The following is a 17,009-nucleotide window of genomic DNA, read 5'->3' on the forward strand; positions in this document are numbered from 1 at the left end:
GGGTTATACCCCCATTAGTTAAAGAAATGCACTTTACGTCCCGCGGCTTGTCCGCGGGATCCAAGATAGGTATCATTTCTGGATTCTGCGGACAAGCCGCAGAACGTGGGGAGTGAGTCAAGAATTGTTCTTCATATAGCGAGACTAAGTTACAGAGTCAATAAACACATGAGAGCGGTACGCATTTATCAACCTGGAAACTACCATACAGGTCAACTTTTAGAATTATCTCCAGAAGCGAGTCAGCATGTCGGCGTCGTTTTACGCATGCAGGTTGGTGAGCATATTACTTTATTTTGTGGTGATGATCGTGAGTTTGATGCAACAATAGAAGCTGTGAAGAAAAAACAAGTTACTGTGGTCATAGGCTCAATAAACGACGTGAGCCGTGAGTCGCCATTAGCTATCCACTTGGCACAAGCTATTTCCAAGGGAGAGCGTATGGAGTTTGTAATGCAAAAAGCCGTTGAGCTCGGTGTAGCTAGCATTACTCCCATCATTACAGAGCGGTGTGTGGTCAAGTTAGATAAGGAACGAATGACCAAAAAACTTCTTCAATGGCAGGCAATTGTTATTGCTGCGTGTGAACAATCGGGTCGAAATACAGTTCCCATAGTATATCCTACTGTTACACTTGAGCATTACATCGGTGAGACTCAAGCTCAATTAAAATTGATTTTACATCCGGGCGAGGATAAAAACTGGAAAGATTACACGATCGGACCCTATGCTATTGCTTTGCTTATTGGTCCTGAAGGGGGACTTAGTGATAATGAAGTTCAATTAGCTCACAAGCATGGATTTCAGTCTTTATCCTTAGGTCCAAGAATTTTACGCACAGAAACCGCTGCGATTACTGCATTGAGTATGTTGCAAGCAGTGGGTGGTGATCTATAATAGAAGTTGCAGCCGGTTTCTCTTAATGTAAAAATTGAGGATATAGCCGATTTGTGTAGATTGAATAAACAGTCTTTTGACTCGAGCAAGATGGTGTGAGTTTTCAGAGGATTTTTTATTCAAGCTATGTCAAATATGCGTATTTCTTCATGCAAAGAGAGTGTTTGGCAATTAACGAATTTTAAACAACCGAGGTTGACACATGAGTGATCTTATTAAAACGATAACAGATGCAAGCTTTGAACAGGATGTAATCAATGCAAATAAGCCTGTATTAGTTGACTTTTGGGCTGAATGGTGTGGCCCATGTCGCGCATTGACGCCTATATTGGAAGAAGTAGCTGCTACTCATGGTGAGCAAGTAACTTTTGCCAAAATTAATATCGATGAGCATCCACAAACTCCTGCAAAGTTTGGTGTGATGAGTATTCCTACATTGATTTTATTTAAAAACGGCCAAGTTGAAGCAGTTAAAATGGGCTTGCTTTCAAAATCTCAATTAAGTGCTTTTGTTGAGAGTCACGTTTAATTTTTTATTTTATATATAAAAAATGTTGTACCTTTTACTAAAGCTGTGATAGCCTGTCTGCAATATGTGATATAATATAAATATGTCACATAGGCAGCAGAATCCTTAGCTGCATTCTTAAATAATATTTTCCCGGATACCCAATTCAATTAATCAACAAATCAAGTGAGAAGTATGAATCTTAGTGAACTTAAGCAATTGCCTATTGCCGATCTTTTTAACATCGCACAAGAGATTGGTGTCGAAAACCCTTCCCGTATGCGCAAACAAGAAATTATTTTTGCCATTCTTAAGGCGCACGCCTTAAAAGGCGAAGACATCCACGGTGACGGTGTTTTAGAAGTCCTGACTGATGGTTTTGGTTTCTTGCGTTCTGCCGATGGTTCTTATTTGGCAGGCCCCGATGACATTTATGTCTCACCCAGCCAAATCAGACGTTTCGGTTTGCGTTCTGGTGATACTATTTCAGGTAAAATTCGTCCTCCTAAAGACAGTGAACGTTATTTTGCTTTGTTGAAAGTTGATGAAATCAATTATGATTCACCTGATAGTGCCAAACGAAAAATTTTATTTGAAAACCTTACTCCTTTATTTGCTACAGAGCGCTTAGTAATGGAGCAAGGAAATGGCAGTACTGAAGATTTGACCGCGCGGGTAGTCGATTTATGTGCTCCTTTTGGTCGCGGACAACGTGGTTTGATTGTTTCCCCTCCCAAAGCGGGTAAAACATTAATGCTGCAAAACATCGCACGCTCTATAGAAAAAAATTATCCTGAATGTTATCTCATTGTATTATTAATTGACGAGCGTCCTGAAGAAGTAACTGAAATGCAACGTTCTGTAAAAGGTGAGGTGGTTGCCAGTACTTTTGATGAACCTGCAAACCGCCATGTTCAAGTTGCGGAAATGGTGATCGAAAAAGCCAAGCGTTTGGTTGAACACAAGCGTGATGTGGTGATTTTACTTGATTCGATTACTCGCCTGGCCCGAGCTTATAACACAGTAATTCCTTCATCGGGTAAAGTATTAACTGGTGGTGTTGATGCCAATGCGTTACAAAGACCTAAGCGTCTGTATGGTGCTGCACGAAATATCGAAGAAGGCGGCAGCCTGACGATCATTGCTACAGCTCTGGTAGACACCGGTTCTAAAATGGATGAAGTGATTTACGAAGAATTCAAGGGAACGGGTAATATGGAAATTCACTTGAGTCGTAATATTTCTGAACGTCGTGTCTTCCCTGCAATTAATATCAACCGTTCGGGTACACGTCGTGAAGATCTGTTATTATCTCCAGAAGATCTACAACGTACTTGGATATTGCGCAAAATCCTGCAATCTATGGATGAGTGTGATGCGATTGAGTTCTTGATTGAGCGCATGAAGAATCACAAAACCAATGCCGAATTCTTTGATGCGATGAAGCGTCAAGAATAATTTAAGTATCTAAGCGTCTTAAATGCAGCCCGGGTCCATCGATGAGATCCTGGGTTAGGCTGTGCTCACTGCCATTTAATTAAGAAATTTGTCATTCCCGCGTAAGCGGGAATATCCATTCCTGAGTTGGCTTGGGTTCGATTAGAGTTGGATCTCTGCCTACATAAGGATGACGATTTTACTCAACATGGGTTTAACTTAATGGCAGTGAAGTTTCTCTAGGGGATTATTAATGAAATACTCTGATCTAAGAGATTTTATTGCGCAATTGGAATCACGTGATTTATTAAAACGCATATCCTATCCCGTATCGCCTTATCTTGAAATGACCGCAGTCAGTGATCGGGTGTTGCGTTCAGGCGGCCCAGCCCTTCTCTTTACCAATACTCCAAACCATCAAATGCCCGTTCTGACCAATTTATTTGGTACCGTTGAGCGTGTGGCTATGGGAATGGGCGAAGAAAACATCAGTGCATTGAGAGAGGTAGGCAAATTATTGGCTGCTTTAAAAGAACCTGATCCACCCAAAGGATTTAAGGATGCTTTTAATAAGCTCCCTTTGTTAAAACAGGCATTCAATATGGCACCAAAATATGTAAGCGGTGCAGAATGCCAAACTCATGTTTGGGAAAAAGATGAGGTAGATCTTAATTCGTTACCGATTCAAACCTGCTGGCCTAAAGATGCGGCGCCATTAATAACCTGGGGGCTTGTAACCACTAAAGGGCCTCATCAAACACGTGAAAACATGGGAATTTACCGGCAGCAAGTATTAAACAAAAATCAATTAATCATGCGTTGGTTATCCCATCGTGGTGGTGCATTGGACTATCAGGCATGGCAAAAAGCTTATCCCGGGGAACGTTTTCCCGTTGCAGTGACCTTAGGCGCGGATCCTGCAACCATACTTGCTGCAGTGACCCCTGTACCTGATACTTTGTCTGAATATGCTTTCGCCGGATTATTACGAGGTCAACGCACGCGTCTCACACGATGTATTGGGAATGAGCTGCATGTTCCAGCGAGTGCGGAAATTATTTTAGAGGGCTATTTAGAGCCTGGAGTAGAGGCGCCAGAAGGGCCTTATGGAGATCATACGGGCTATTATAATGAAGTACAAACTTTCCCAGTGTTTACTGTAGAACGCATCACCCATCGAAATGAGCCGATTTATCATAGTACCTACACTGGCCGGCCGCCTGATGAGCCTGCTATTTTAGGTGTTGCGCTAAATGAGGTGTTTATCCCTTTATTGCAAAAACAATTCCCGGAAATTGTTGATTTCTATTTGCCCCCAGAAGGATGTTCTTATCGTTTGGCTGTAGTCACAATGAAGAAACAGTATCCTGGGCATGCGAAGCGAATCATGATGGCAGTATGGTCTTTTTTAAGACAGTTTATGTACACCAAATTTGTCATTGTTTGTGATGATGATATTGATGCGCGAAATTGGCAGGATGTGATTTGGGCAATGACTACACGTATGGATCCTGCACGAGATACAGTCATGATGGAAAATACACCGATTGATTATCTGGATTTTGCTTCACCTGTATCAGGTTTGGGTTCAAAAATAGGAATGGACGCAACCAACAAATGGCCAGGTGAGACACAAAGAGAATGGGGGGAGCCCATTGTTATGGATGAAGAAATATTAAAAAAAGTCAATGGTTATTGGTCTTCTCTGGGGTTAGATGAATGAAGGAAAAAACAATTAAAGCTCTGGTAGAGGATATTTCACCCTTGACAGACAGCATCATGCGCTTGATTTTAACTCCTGAAAAATACATTGATTATCAAGCGGGACAATATCTACAAATTCTTTTCGGTAAAGAAGCATTTAGCTATTCTATTGCTAATGCTCCATTAGGCTCCCATAAATATGAGCTTCACATACGCCATAGCTTGGAAAATCCCTACAATCAGCGATTATTTGCCCATATCAAGGAATATGGTTTTGTAAACATCCGCCTGCCTTTTGGTGAGTGCTCCATAAAACATTTGGATCCGCAACTCCCTATATTATTTATTGCAGGCGGTACTGGCTTTGCCCCTGTAAAAGCGATGATCGAGCAGTTATTATCTGCTTCAGATACTCGAGCTTTTGAATTGTTTTGGGGTGCACGGTTGCAAAATGATTTATACATGGATGAAAAGGTAACAAGTTGGCAGACTCATGTAAGCCATTTTAAATATTTTTCTTCGGTTTCTGAGGATAATACTGTACCTCTCGCTTCTATTGTACTGAGCAAGCATCCACAAGATCTTGGTGAATGGCAAATCGTTATCAGTGGACCTTTTGATATGGTATACAGTACTCGTGATGTATTGGTAAGTAATGGTGTTTCCTCAGCTCGTTTATTTTCGGATGCATTTAGTTTTGAAGCAAAATAAGGAAGAGTTTTATGGAGACTTTATATCAAATTCTGGGTCTTATGGGCGCCGGGCTGATCATGTTCATTTTGTACCGCGCAATCAAAGGCCGTCCTGAGCAATTTAGCAAGGAAAATTTAAACAAAAGTTTTTATACTATGGGTGTATTGGCTCTTGTTTTGATTGGCTTTGTTGCGCTTTTAGTCTTAATTTTAAGGAATACATAAAAAAATGACCTGGGTGCAGCGAAGCGGAGCCGGGATTTTGATCATAGAATAAAACTCTCAATCCCGGGTTCCCCTTCGCTGCACCCAGGTTACAAATCAGCGTTTAGTGTGTAGGACTTGCACTCCTGTAATGCCCTTCATTTTCTTTCAAATAAAAGTGGATATGTGGGTTGTTAATTGGCCTTTGGCTTGTGTCGGCAATGAGCATACATTCTTCAACATAGGTGATTTGACTGCTGTCATCAACCAATAAGCGATACCACGGATTTCGAGTAGCAAATTCACGCTTATGTGCTTGTGGATTATAACGTCCAGAAGCCTGAAATAAAGGATCAACATCCACTACGATTGCTCTGTAGCGGCTGCTTTTGTGAATCACTAAATCCCCAATATTAAATTGCGCGATTTTATTCATATAAGCCTCTTTGTTGAGCATCTTGATTGATATATCGGTAGAAGTGAATTTAGCTTGAAGTTTCGAGAACATGTAAAAGAGAAAAATAAGGGCGGGTAATTAATAAATATTAGTTTAATTGGATTGTGAAAAACTCCGTGATAGAATTTTCATTAGGTTAAATTTCAATTTATCTTTATGAATTTTATTAAATTTTCTTTAATAGTCTGTATGGTTGGGGTGGGCTCTTGTCCTACAGCAGCACCTGTTCCAGTTGCAGGTTGGACTGGGTTTTATGCTGGAATTAATGGGGGTTATGCAAATACACATAACGAGGCGCATGCTCGTCTTTCTACGGTTCGTACTTTACCCTCTGCTGCCAGCACTTCGGCATTGGCAGCAGCTACCTCAGTAACTGCCGGCACCTCTTCTTTCTCATCAAATAAAGACAGTTTTATCGGAGGAGGACAAATTGGCTATTTATACTCTTTCAATCAATTTGTTTTGGGGGTGGAGGCTGATATTCAAGGTATAACGCCTGGAACGGAGGCAGTTGCTGCGCAACAAGTCGTGGCAATTCCTACTTTTAGGACTTCAAGAATAGCGTCTAATCTATCCCTGACTCAGAGTATTGATTATTTAGGGACAGTACGAGCGCGTATAGGGGTTCTGGCTACTCCTTCACTACTCTTTGCCGCAACAGGTGGTTATGCTTATGGAGGAATTCGTTCAGATACGGATCTAACTCAGAGCTATCTTGGAACTGCAAACAATTTGGTGAGGACATTTACAAGCAATGGAAGCTCTTCCTCTATACAGAATGGGTGGACAGTAGGGGGCACTTTAGAATGGAGATTTCAAGGACAGTGGAGCACAAAATTGGAATATTTGTATTATGATTTAGACTCTCTTAAGTATCGGTCTACTCCCCTGACAAGTCTAATTAATGGTGGTCCTGATGCAGGAAACCCATTATTTGTTAACGCAGTAAGTACGACCTCACGTTTCAATGGTCAAATTGCTCGTTTAGGTATTAATTATTTATTTGCTTAAATTGTGAGGCTGGGTGCCCCTGTATGTTCACCCAGCTAGAAGAACTACATAGTTAAGGTGAGTTCATTATTAAGTAACCGGTGTTTTCTTTGATTGGGCCCATTCAGGATTTGATTGAAAATCAGCAAGTTCAATCGAATTTATTCCTTTTACAGCATAAGATTTTTGAACGGTTGACCATACGTCGTCATAAGAACTCAAGTTTGGGATAACCAGGTAATGCACGCAGGGATCAACTACACTTACCTTTTCTCCTGCTTCTGCCAGCCCTTCGGCTGCTTGTTGCACACAAATATTTCCGCAAATCCCGGTAATGAATAGTTCGTTATAAGATTTATTTCGGAAAAATTGGAGGAAAGGCAGAGCATCCTTGTCATAAATATGATCCATCTCTTTTAAAAAACCTGGATCACTTAAATCAATTCCTTCCTTAAGTTTCATTCCTGCTTCAGGTGCAGAGAAATTAATTTTAGCAAAACGGTAAAGCGAAATTTCTTTTTCCAGAATGTTTAGCCGCTCCTCAATTGGCTGTGAAATCGCGGCACCTATTGTTCCGCATAGGCAATGTAATCCATATTGTCCATTTTCCGGATTAAGCTGTTGTAATTCATGGCGTTCAATTTTTAGGATTCTATGAGTATGTATTTGCCCATAACCTTGAGCCATTATTTGTGCATCAACATGGTCTTGGGTTCGTCCAAAAACATGTGCATCCTGAGTGGTAATGATTTCGATTTGCTGACACAGCTCAGGGTAATGTGCAACAAGCTCAATAAGTGCATCAAGTAAGGCCATATTGCGTATTAATGTATTTTCGCCAGCGGGAACATATAAAGCGAACTCTTGCAGTACGAAGTCATTTTGTATGTCAATTAAAACGAGGGCTAATTTATGAATTCTGCATAATTTTTTGAGGATAATCTTTTTTAATTGTTCTATTAATATAGAACCCGATTCAGTATATTTTTTATTGATTTCATTAAAACGGTGAGTTGCACTTTGGCGTAGTTGTTCTTGAATTTGCAGATGTGCAGCCAGCCTTAATTCATTGGAAGTATTCATTGGTGTAATAAAAAACATTTTACAATGGATGATACAATATAACAGGCTTATTACCCATGAAAAATTGAATTGAAATAAAACATAATATGTAGCCTGAGTGCTGTATTCAGGCTACATAATTTGTTATCCACATTAAGCGCTTAAAAAATTACCTATATCTTTTAAGGCTTCATCAACAGGAAGTTCGGCTTCCTTTTGGTCTTCGATTTTATCGAACCAGAAAGATGCTCTTCCAGTTGTCACTTTCGAATAAATCAATTTACCTATGGTTGCAAGACTCAACAAAATATTGAATACAACTTCTGGCCAAGACGAATATTCACTCATAACATCATCTTGACTGTGCAATTTTGCTTTAAATTTCATTTCAAATTTTTGATAGGTCTCTTTTCCTGGAATCTTTTCCTGATTTTGATAGGTAAATAGATCCAAATCCTTTTTAAGATCCTCAGAAAGCTGATTCATGATTTCTTTTTCATGTTCGGATAAGTCTTTTGCATAAGTTTTTATGCCGTCAATTGTTCCATATAGACTTCGTATTTTCAGGGCATACTCCCGATGCCGGCCATCCTTGGTTTCGAACGCTAGAAGTACCTGTTCCGCTTTTTGAGAAAGATTTTCTACAACCTCAGGTTTTGCATCGGCTTCGATTAACGTAACTACAATTTTACTCAGAGTCGCTTGCATTTTGGCGCCAGGAAATTTATCCACTTCTGCAGTAATTTTTTTAAGCACTACCTCACTGTTTCCTGATTCCACATATGCTTTTAATAGGCCATTTTCTGCATTACCGATTTCTTTAATAAATTGGTCGCGAATATCTCTATCTTCAGAAATAAATAAATCCTTAGTATGATAATGTTTGTTACGATCATCGATGTATAATTCAAGCATTCCGGCAAGCTTCTCAGCAAGAATTGCACGTTGTTCTGCTTTTTCCCTTTCTTCACTTTCCCGTTGTTGTTTTGTTTCCTCTTCTTGCTTTTCTATAATTTTAATTTGTCGATCGAGCTCTTCTTCTTCGTCTGCAAGTTCTTTAATCGTAACGGTTTCTTTCTGGATTATCTGTTGAGTAAGTAGAACAACTGCTTCAGCAGAGCTGTTTCTTTCATCAAAGTTACGCACCAGTTTTAATTTAAGTTGTTCTAATTCTTCTAGAGCAGATGAAATTTCCCTTTGGGTCTGTTCATCTACACCAAGAATAAACTGGATGCTTTCCTCTTTGTGAGAGACAGCACTTAATAAGTTGCGTTTATCGGTTGAGTCTAAGGTCCAAGTATATTTGCTTTTCTCTTCTTCAAGGAGTTCCAATAATAAATCAAATCCGATGTTTTTAGGATTCTTAGTACTCGTAATACCTGAATGATTAACCAATTCAGCAAGTTTATTTCGGTCATAACCGACTGCCAGGTGTTCTCCAACATTTTGCAGCAATGCACTTAATTTTTTTGTTTTCTCAAAAAGCTCTTTATTATGCTCTTCTACTTTGCGCAAAGCAGTTTCTTGCTCTTGGAGGTAGCGCAAAACAGCTTGTTTATCTTCTTTATTTAAGTCGACTGATGGACTGGCATTTATTTGAGCCAGTTTTAAAGCTGCAGGGACTTCATTTTCGATGATGGCTTTATTCTTTTTATTAAGTAGTGCTATAGCACTTTCTTTTTCGCTTTTTTGTTGTTTTAAGTACAGCAACTGTTCTTTATGTGTCGTGATTTGTTGCTGTTTTTCCCGATATTGACGGATTAACTCTTCTTTACTTATCATTTTTGTACATCTCACATCTAAATGGTTAAAGCAGGGGGCATTATAAAACACATTAACTGATTATTAAATGATCATATTTTTTATTTAAAAATCAAAAAGTTAAATAAGATAAATCGCCAAAATAACCCCTATTTCATAAAGAAAACAAAGTGGAGTTGCGAGCATGACTTGTGAGAAAACGTCTGGTGGTGTAAGTAACATCCCTACAATAAAAGCTCCAACGATGACATAAGGCCTGATTTTTTTTAGCGTCATGACCTCAATGATTTTTAAACGCACCAGCACAAAGCAAATCAAGGGTACCTGAAAACAAAAGCCAAAAATCATAAGCATTCTGGTGATAAAATCCAAAGCATAAGCCATGTCAGGCATATAGCGCACCCCTTTAGGCAAGGCGTGTGCAAAAAAGTGAAACATAAACGGCAAAACCAAATAAAAGCAAAATAAAACTCCGGCGAGAAAAAGTACAAGGCTGAAGATTAGAGCAATACGCAGCGTAGTTTGTTCTCTTTGATAAAGGCCGGGGCTAATAAAGCGCCAAAATTGAAATAAAGCAAAAGGAGCGCTGAGTAACATAGCCGCATCAGCGGCGAGTTTTAAGGGAGTAAATACTGGGGATGTTACTTGAGTCGCAATTAAACCTTCTTGAGCTGAAAGCGTATGCAGCAGTGGGCTAACCAAAGCTCGATATAAATCGTTAGCCAAAAAAAAGAAAATAAGAAATAAGCTGCCAAACCATATTAAGGTTTGCAATCCACGGCGGCGTAATTCTAGAAGGTGATTTAACATGGTTCTTGACCTTCCCCTTACGTACTGCGCTTTATGCGCAGTACGTAGAGAAATTTTTAAGCTTCAGCAAGCACTTTGCTTTTAAATCCAACTTTTTCAGGCCGAATTTCCCTTAAGCGGTTGAATTGATCAACAAAGACTACAGTAGGAACTATAGTTGCACATTCTTCTTCCAATACTTGAGTAAAGGAAGCGATAATGATTAAATCTCCTGGGGTCACCAAATGCGCTGCTGCTCCATTCACGCAAATCTCCGTAGAGCCTGGTCTGCCCGTGATGGCATAAGTCTCAAATCGAGTGCCGGCAGTGATGTTCCAGACATTGACTGCTTCATAAGGCAATATGTTTGCTGCCTTAAGCAGTTCCGGAGAAATAGTAATGCTTCCTTCATAATCTAAATCCGCCTCAGTGACACAAGCGCGATGAATTTTGGATTTTAACATTTTTCTATAAGCCATAATGATCCCAGCCTTGTTCATAGTGGCCGAATTTTACACCAAATCAAGAAGTTTATGCTATATAAATTTGTTCACTTGAGCTACAGGTACATATCGCAACCAGTAATGGAAAACCAGAATCCGCCTTCGCCACTCCTAGGCTACTTTTTATTGATGATGCGCGTTATAATTAGCTTTTATTTTATGGGATGAATTAAGGTGAGGCACAGCCCACGCAAGCGTTTTGGCCAAAATTTTCTACAAAACCGACATATTATTGATGACATTGTCCGAGCAATTAATCCGCAAGCAGAAGATAACATGCTGGAAATTGGTCCGGGTTTGGGGGCTTTAACTGAGTTCTTGTTGCGGCGCCTAAATCATCTCTCAGCGGTTGAAATCGATACTGATTTACACCATTATCTATCAGAACGCCCTATTGCCCAGAATAAATTGCATTTAATTGCGGCGGATGCATTAACCCTTGATTACAGCCAATTTGGCCCCCAATTACGTGTGGTAGGGAATTTACCTTATAATATTTCCACACCTTTGCTCATTCATTTATTGCACTTTACGCCATACATAGAAGACATGCATTTTATGTTGCAAAAGGAAGTAGTAGAGCGTTTGGCAGCGCAACCAGGTAGTAAAGCCTACGGCCGGTTAACGGTGATGCTGCAATACCATTGTGCTGTGGAGCATTTGTTTAATGTTCCTCCAGAAGCGTTTGATCCACAGCCTAAAGTAGATTCAGCGATGGTTCGTCTTATTCCCCATCGCGATTCGCCCTTTGAAAAAGTTTCTATAGCGCAGTTAGAGCGTCTGGTAGCCAGTGCATTTGCCATGCGTCGTAAAACACTTAATAACAATTTAAAGGGAATAGTAACGGTTGAACAATTGAGCACATTCGGTATTGATGGAAGTAAACGACCAGAACAAATTTCTATTTCGGAATATGTTCAACTAGCGAAATTTATTTCCAATTAGTGTAAAATTAATCATCATGGACATAATTTATCAATTTTGGAGTTATTAATTATTATGGAGATGGCCTTGTTTCATCGTCAACGTCAACGTAAAGGTTCCTTGTCTACACATGGTAAATCTTTAAAAGATTTAACACGCATTGTTAATGCGAATCTCTTTTTGTCGGAAGACAAGAGACAAGTATTACTGAAAAAGATGAGAATGTTATCCGGCTTGGAAACTGCGCGATATGATAGCTTATGTGCCACGCTTATCAATAACCTGGTTAACTATTGCCAAAATTTACCTGAGACAGCAAACAGTTATTATTCCCAGCAAGGTGGATTGGTGGATCATGCACTAAACCGTACGGAAGCCGCACTGAGCCTTTTCCAGGAATTTATGGTACAGGACCAGCCTGATTCATTATCTGAAGAGCAAAAGCTTTGGCAATATGCACTTTTTTCAGCTGCAATTCTCCAAGGGATAGGTAAGTTGTTTGTAGATTACCGTGTTAGTTTTTATGACACCAACGGTCAATTTTTAAAAGAATGGAATCCTTTACTTGAAAATATAACCAGCACTGGAATTTATTACTTTTACGAGTTTGAAAAAGAACCGGAAATTGAATTTCGACGTCGCCTCAATATATTGATGGCAAAAACATTAATGCCGACCAGTGGGTTTGCCTGGATAGCCTCTAATCCAGAAGTTCTTTCAGTATGGCTTGCGTTATTGAATGAAGATGAGCGTTCTGCGGGTACTTTGGGAGCCATATTAATTCGAGCTGAAGCCATTGCAATTCAACGTTATTTACTTGAGTTTATGGTGAGAGGGACTCCTGCTCATGGCGGGGGGCGTTATCGTGCAGGGACTTTTTCTGGTGGCCAGCCAGAGACCTTATTAGAGAAGGAACAGGCTGTAGGCATGGAGTTTATCCAATGGATGATTAAAGCGTTAGATGGTGGCAAGATTATGATTAATAAAGCCCCCTTATTTATGGTTCCTGGGGGTATGCTGATGTGTGCTGAAATGTTTCAATTATTTGTACGCGAACATCCTGAGTATAAAAATTGGCAAGCTGCACAAAATGGATTTTTATCTTTAGGTTTACACAGTCTTGCTGCTGATGGCGGTGTGTTAAGTCGATTTGAGACAAGAAAACAAATGGAGAGCGGGATTGTATTTTCCAAGTACACGCTTGCTTTACCTGAGTCTGTAAAAGTAGTTCACCCAAGCACTGGAAAAGTAGAGTCGATGTCCGCCACGGAATTGATTCATAAAGCACAATTTAACAGTCAGTTTATCCAGCAGCAAAACATGAGCTTGGCAAGTTCGTTACAAAAATTGGATGCAGCAGGGAAATGGCAAGAGGTTGAAAACGAAGGGAATGCGCTAAGGCCAGGAGCAAAAAACGGTGCCTGATTATGCAATTGGTGATGTACAAGGTTGTTATGAGCCTTTGCAACGACTGTTGGAATTAATCGATTTTGATGACAAAAGAGATCGTTTGTGGTTTGTTGGCGATTTGGTGAATCGTGGGCCTGAATCTTTAGCTGTCTTACGTTTTATTAGTTCCTTACCCATTACGCCAAGAGTGACTTTAGGTAATCATGATTTACATTTACTAGGCTCATTATTTGGTGGTAGGCCGTGGAAGGGGCATGATGATACTTTGCACGAAGTAATCGACGCAGTTGATGGTGAGTCTTTAGGTCATTGGCTAAGAAAGCAATCCATTTTGTATTACTCACCAGAACTGAAGGTGGCGATGTGTCATGCAGGAATTTGTCCTTTATGGGATTTATCACAGGCAATGCAATATGCTAAAGAGCTTGAAGAGGTGCTTTCAGGTGACACTTATCGTGATTTTTTATCGCATTTATATGGTAATCAACCCGAAATATGGTCTGATAATTTAAGAGGGATGGACCGGCTTCGGGTTATTACCAATTACTATACGCGCATGCGTTTTTGTGATGCACAAGGACGGCTCGAGTTGGGTTATAAAGGAACTATTGCTCAAGCGCCAGCAAGTCTTTATCCTTGGTTTGAAGTACCGCATCGTAAAGAAATTGATGTGGATATGGTTTTTGGACATTGGGCTGCTTTAATGGGGGAATGTCCCCATCCCAAAATTCATGCAATAGATACAGGATGTCTTTGGGGTGGCCAACTCACTGCATTACGTTTGCAGGATATGCAACGATTTGCAGTCTGGAACAAAAAATGATGTTAGTTAAAAACTTTAACTCCATATTTTCATCTGGAAAACAGAAAGACATACAAATTTTATTTTTTTGTAACTACGTATCCCCACACTCCGTCCTGGGGAAGGGACGGAGGCAAGGAAGCGTACTTATATTTTTCTTAGTCTTTTACCTATTTGGTTTTAATGTTTGGGCACTCCCTGCTACTGAAGATTTACAGGTAAAACAAGCAGAAAAACGATTGCAAAAAGCGATAGAGAATCCTGAGTTTATGCTGCATAACTGGATAGAATTGCCAACTTCTCCTGCAGCACGTAATAAAACCGTACATCACTTGAGCCTAAGAGAAGCAATTTTGTTGGCCTTACGCTATAACCCAAACATCCAAAATGCCGAACTGGATCGAATCGTACAACGTTATCAATTGCGTTTGGCCCACAATCAGTTTGAACTGCAATACGCTTTGGGTGCGTCTGGGGTAATCCAAAAAAGCAGGTTTAATGGGGTAGGTACCGATACAACTCATACGCTATTAGGCAGTCCTGAGTTTAATTTGAAAACAAAACTAGGTACAACAGCAAATTTATCGATAAACAATAACGTCAATGATAATAATAATTACAATCCTGTATTGAATTTTTCCTTAACCCAGCCTTTATTACGTGGCTTTGGAAAAGCAGTAAACGAAACAGCGCTTTTAAATGCTGAAGACAATGAATGGTTAAACAAATTAAATTTACAGCAATCGGTCGCGGACCAAGTCACCCAAGTTCTTATGGCTTATCGAATGCTTATTTTAAGCGGAAATAATTTACAGAATCAGCGCTTGCAGTTAAAAGAGGCAAAAAAATCGTATGAAATTAATGAAAAAAAGATAAAGGCAGGTCAATTAGAGCCAACAGGCAACATCCAGCAATCCTACCAAATTGAATCGTTAAGTTTGATGGTGGAGCAGGCGGGAAATGAATTTCAAACCGCATCGCAGGATCTCTTGCAGATCATTGGCCTTGATCCAGAAATGCATATATCAGTCCCTAGTGATGTTGCTTTAGATAAGCTTGCAGTTCCAGATTTGCAGAAGTCCATTGAACAGGCTTTAAATCATAATACCGTTTATTTGGCACAAAAAATGACATTACGCGCAGATGAGCGAGCTTATAAAGTGGCCAAGAATCAACAGTTGTGGCAATTGGATGTGTCAGGGAATGTGCAAAGTGGTGTTTTAAACGATGTGACAGGCGTTAATGGAGGGGTGAGAGGCATTTACAATGGAAATAACATAACCGAGGCAGCGCGTTTGACATTAACCGTGCCTTTGAATGATATCAGTCGCCGCAGTCAATTAATTAATGCTAAAGTGCGCTTGGAAAAAGACCGTTTAAATTTACTGGCAACGAAACGTGCATTAATAACGAATATCACTAATACCATAAACAATATTAGAAGTTTGGCAAAACGTTATCAATTGGCCTTAAAACAAGTGAAACTTGCAGAGCAATCTTATGCTTTGGAAAAGAAAAAACAACAAGCAGGTATATCCAGTGCGTTGGATGTAAACAACACGCAGAACCAGCTGATTCAGGCCCAGTCCGGATTAATTAATGCAAAAATTGCGTATCTTAATCAGATATCAAACTTACAAAGGACTCTGGGAACAACGCTTGATCATTGGCAAATTAAATTAAGGTATGGTGGATGAATAGTTATTTAAACACATTAAAAGTCGTTATTTTATTATTAGTCGGGTTTCTTTTATCCTCATGCGGTCATCATGAAAAGAAAAAAACGGTTGCGTTACACCAATATAAAGTCGAGGAACAGACAATCCATAAAACCTTGCATTTTACAGGAACGGTTCAGCCTTTACATGAAAATACCATAACCAGTCCAATGGAAGCAGTGGTTGAAACAATGAATTTTCATTATGGACAAATGGTCAAAAAAGGTGAGGTGATTTTAACTCTAAACTCAACGGAGTTACAAAGGCAGTTTAATGACACATTAACGGAATACTTAAAAGCCAAAGACAGTTACACCATAGCAAAAGCCAAATTTGTGGGAACTCAGGATTTATGGGACTCGGGTTTATTATCCAAAAACAACTACATGAGTGAAAAATCTAATGTGGATACAGCTCGGGTTACTTTAATGCAGTCTACACGTAAACTGACTGAAATGTTAGAAAAGCTTGATGAAAATAGTCCAAAAAATTTGTCTGCATTAAGTTTGGCTGATTTTGATAAGATAAAAAAAATTTTGGCATCCAAGCATAATGTGATTCATTTAAAATCACCTAGAGAGGGAGTACTACTGTATCCTCCTAAAGCGGGTGAGGATAAAAGTGTACGTGTTAACGTGGGCTCTACAGTGAAGTCGAGCCAAGTCATTGGATTGATTGGTGATTTATCTGGAATCAGTATCGAAATTGATGTTCCAGAAATCGATATAACCCAAATTCAAGCAGGCATGAATGCAGTAGTGAGTGGAGTCGCTTTTGGTAAATATCCATTAAAAGGGCAATTGGTCGCAGTAAATGCACAAGCATCAAATAACAATGGGCTCCCCTTTTTTACAGCAGTAGTAGAAGTTAAGAAATTGACTCCAGAGCAGCAACAATGGATCAAAGTAGGCATGAGTGCCTCTATTGAATTAAGTGTGGATAATGGCAAGCAACTCATCATACCTATTGCTGCGATAAAGCGGGAAAAAGGACAAAGTATCGTTAATTTACTGAATAATTCAGACGCTATTGAAAAGCGAGTGATTACAACAGGTGCGGCACAAGCAGATTCAGTTGTTGTTGAGAGCGGTTTAAAGGCCGGCGATGTGGTGGTGTATGAGTGATCTCGTAATCAATTCAAATGCCTTGTC

The 17,009-nt window shown here is 39.7% G+C and carries 17 protein-coding genes; 12 read left to right on the forward strand and 5 right to left on the reverse strand.

The features are described from left to right. The first annotated feature begins 168 nt into the window (after positions 1 to 168). The 6 genes from FOLKNPGA_RS00290 (at position 169) to FOLKNPGA_RS00315 (ending at position 5,463) form a co-directional block, all read left to right on the forward strand. On the forward strand, positions 169 to 897 hold the full coding sequence (locus FOLKNPGA_RS00290) for a 16S rRNA (uracil(1498)-N(3))-methyltransferase (RefSeq protein WP_182351216.1): 729 nt from the start codon (positions 169 to 171) through the stop codon (positions 895 to 897). 202 nt (positions 898 to 1,099) lie between these two features. Further along, complete coding sequence (gene trxA / locus FOLKNPGA_RS00295) at positions 1,100 to 1,426, forward strand: thioredoxin (RefSeq protein ID WP_019232745.1); 327 nt, start codon at positions 1,100 to 1,102, stop codon at positions 1,424 to 1,426. A gap of 174 nt (positions 1,427 to 1,600) precedes the next feature. Then, complete coding sequence (gene rho / locus FOLKNPGA_RS00300) at positions 1,601 to 2,863, forward strand: transcription termination factor Rho (protein WP_182351217.1); 1,263 nt, start codon at positions 1,601 to 1,603, stop codon at positions 2,861 to 2,863. A gap of 232 nt (positions 2,864 to 3,095) precedes the next feature. Then, the gene (ubiD, locus tag FOLKNPGA_RS00305; RefSeq protein ID WP_182351218.1) at positions 3,096 to 4,565 is read left to right on the forward strand and encodes a 4-hydroxy-3-polyprenylbenzoate decarboxylase; all 1,470 of its coding nucleotides are present in this window, start codon (positions 3,096 to 3,098) and stop codon (positions 4,563 to 4,565) included. Further along, positions 4,562 to 5,257 (forward strand): NAD(P)H-flavin reductase, encoded by a 696-nt coding sequence (locus FOLKNPGA_RS00310; RefSeq protein ID WP_182351219.1) that lies wholly within the window; start codon positions 4,562 to 4,564, stop codon positions 5,255 to 5,257. Before ubiD ends, FOLKNPGA_RS00310 begins: the two co-directional genes overlap by 4 nt. Positions 5,258 to 5,268: 11 nt before the next feature. Continuing rightward, entirely contained in the window at positions 5,269 to 5,463 is a 195-nt protein-coding gene (locus FOLKNPGA_RS00315; protein ID WP_182351220.1) for a hypothetical protein, read from the forward strand. A gap of 103 nt (positions 5,464 to 5,566) precedes the next feature. On the opposite strand, the gene hspQ is transcribed toward FOLKNPGA_RS00315, so the two are convergent. Then, a complete protein-coding gene (gene hspQ, locus FOLKNPGA_RS00320; RefSeq protein WP_182351221.1) occupies positions 5,567 to 5,878 on the reverse strand; it encodes a heat shock protein HspQ in 312 nt (103 codons plus the stop codon). Between the two features lie 177 nt (positions 5,879 to 6,055). Here hspQ and FOLKNPGA_RS00325 point away from each other — a divergent pair, with 177 nt between their 5' ends. Then, entirely contained in the window at positions 6,056 to 6,910 is an 855-nt protein-coding gene (locus FOLKNPGA_RS00325; RefSeq protein WP_182351222.1) for an outer membrane protein, read from the forward strand. Positions 6,911 to 6,979: 69 nt separating this feature from the next. Here the strand turns inward: FOLKNPGA_RS00325 and FOLKNPGA_RS00330 are convergent, their stop codons facing one another. The 4 genes from FOLKNPGA_RS00330 to panD all read right to left on the reverse strand — a co-directional run bounded on the left by FOLKNPGA_RS00330 (position 6,980) and on the right by panD (position 10,980). After that, positions 6,980 to 7,990, reverse strand: a complete 1,011-nt coding sequence (locus FOLKNPGA_RS00330) for a cysteine hydrolase family protein (protein WP_255466021.1) — start codon at positions 7,988 to 7,990, stop codon at positions 6,980 to 6,982. A gap of 114 nt (positions 7,991 to 8,104) precedes the next feature. Then, entirely contained in the window at positions 8,105 to 9,733 is a 1,629-nt protein-coding gene (locus FOLKNPGA_RS00335) for a hypothetical protein (protein WP_182351223.1), read from the reverse strand. Between the two features lie 99 nt (positions 9,734 to 9,832). Further along, complete coding sequence (gene tatC / locus FOLKNPGA_RS00340; RefSeq protein WP_182351224.1) at positions 9,833 to 10,522, reverse strand: twin-arginine translocase subunit TatC; 690 nt, start codon at positions 10,520 to 10,522, stop codon at positions 9,833 to 9,835. A 56-nt stretch (positions 10,523 to 10,578) separates the two neighbouring features. Continuing rightward, positions 10,579 to 10,980 (reverse strand): aspartate 1-decarboxylase, encoded by a 402-nt coding sequence (gene panD, locus FOLKNPGA_RS00345; RefSeq protein ID WP_182351225.1) that lies wholly within the window; start codon positions 10,978 to 10,980, stop codon positions 10,579 to 10,581. A gap of 198 nt (positions 10,981 to 11,178) precedes the next feature. Between panD and rsmA the strand changes: the two genes are divergently transcribed. The 5 genes from rsmA to FOLKNPGA_RS00370 are packed head-to-tail and all read left to right on the forward strand — an operon-like array spanning position 11,179 to position 16,982. Further along, positions 11,179 to 11,949 carry a 16S rRNA (adenine(1518)-N(6)/adenine(1519)-N(6))-dimethyltransferase RsmA gene (gene rsmA / locus FOLKNPGA_RS00350; RefSeq protein WP_182351226.1) on the forward strand — a complete coding sequence of 257 codons (771 nt, stop codon included), beginning with the start codon at positions 11,179 to 11,181 and terminating at the stop codon, positions 11,947 to 11,949. A 54-nt stretch (positions 11,950 to 12,003) separates the two neighbouring features. Beyond that, a complete protein-coding gene (locus FOLKNPGA_RS00355) occupies positions 12,004 to 13,353 on the forward strand; it encodes a TraI domain-containing protein (RefSeq protein WP_182351227.1) in 1,350 nt (449 codons plus the stop codon). Continuing rightward, positions 13,346 to 14,161: a symmetrical bis(5'-nucleosyl)-tetraphosphatase gene (locus FOLKNPGA_RS00360; RefSeq protein WP_182351228.1), complete on the forward strand. Its 816-nt coding sequence runs from the start codon at positions 13,346 to 13,348 to the stop codon at positions 14,159 to 14,161. Before FOLKNPGA_RS00355 ends, FOLKNPGA_RS00360 begins: the two co-directional genes overlap by 8 nt. Beyond that, entirely contained in the window at positions 14,158 to 15,837 is a 1,680-nt protein-coding gene (locus FOLKNPGA_RS00365; RefSeq protein WP_182351229.1) for a TolC family protein, read from the forward strand. The genes FOLKNPGA_RS00360 and FOLKNPGA_RS00365 overlap by 4 nt, the downstream gene beginning before the upstream one ends. Beyond that, positions 15,834 to 16,982 carry an efflux RND transporter periplasmic adaptor subunit gene (locus FOLKNPGA_RS00370; protein ID WP_182351230.1) on the forward strand — a complete coding sequence of 383 codons (1,149 nt, stop codon included), beginning with the start codon at positions 15,834 to 15,836 and terminating at the stop codon, positions 16,980 to 16,982. Before FOLKNPGA_RS00365 ends, FOLKNPGA_RS00370 begins: the two co-directional genes overlap by 4 nt. Positions 16,983 to 17,009: the final 27 nt, after the last annotated feature.

The organism is Legionella sp. PC1000 (assembly GCF_014109805.1).
Lineage (GTDB): Bacteria > Pseudomonadota > Gammaproteobacteria > Legionellales > Legionellaceae > Legionella > Legionella resiliens.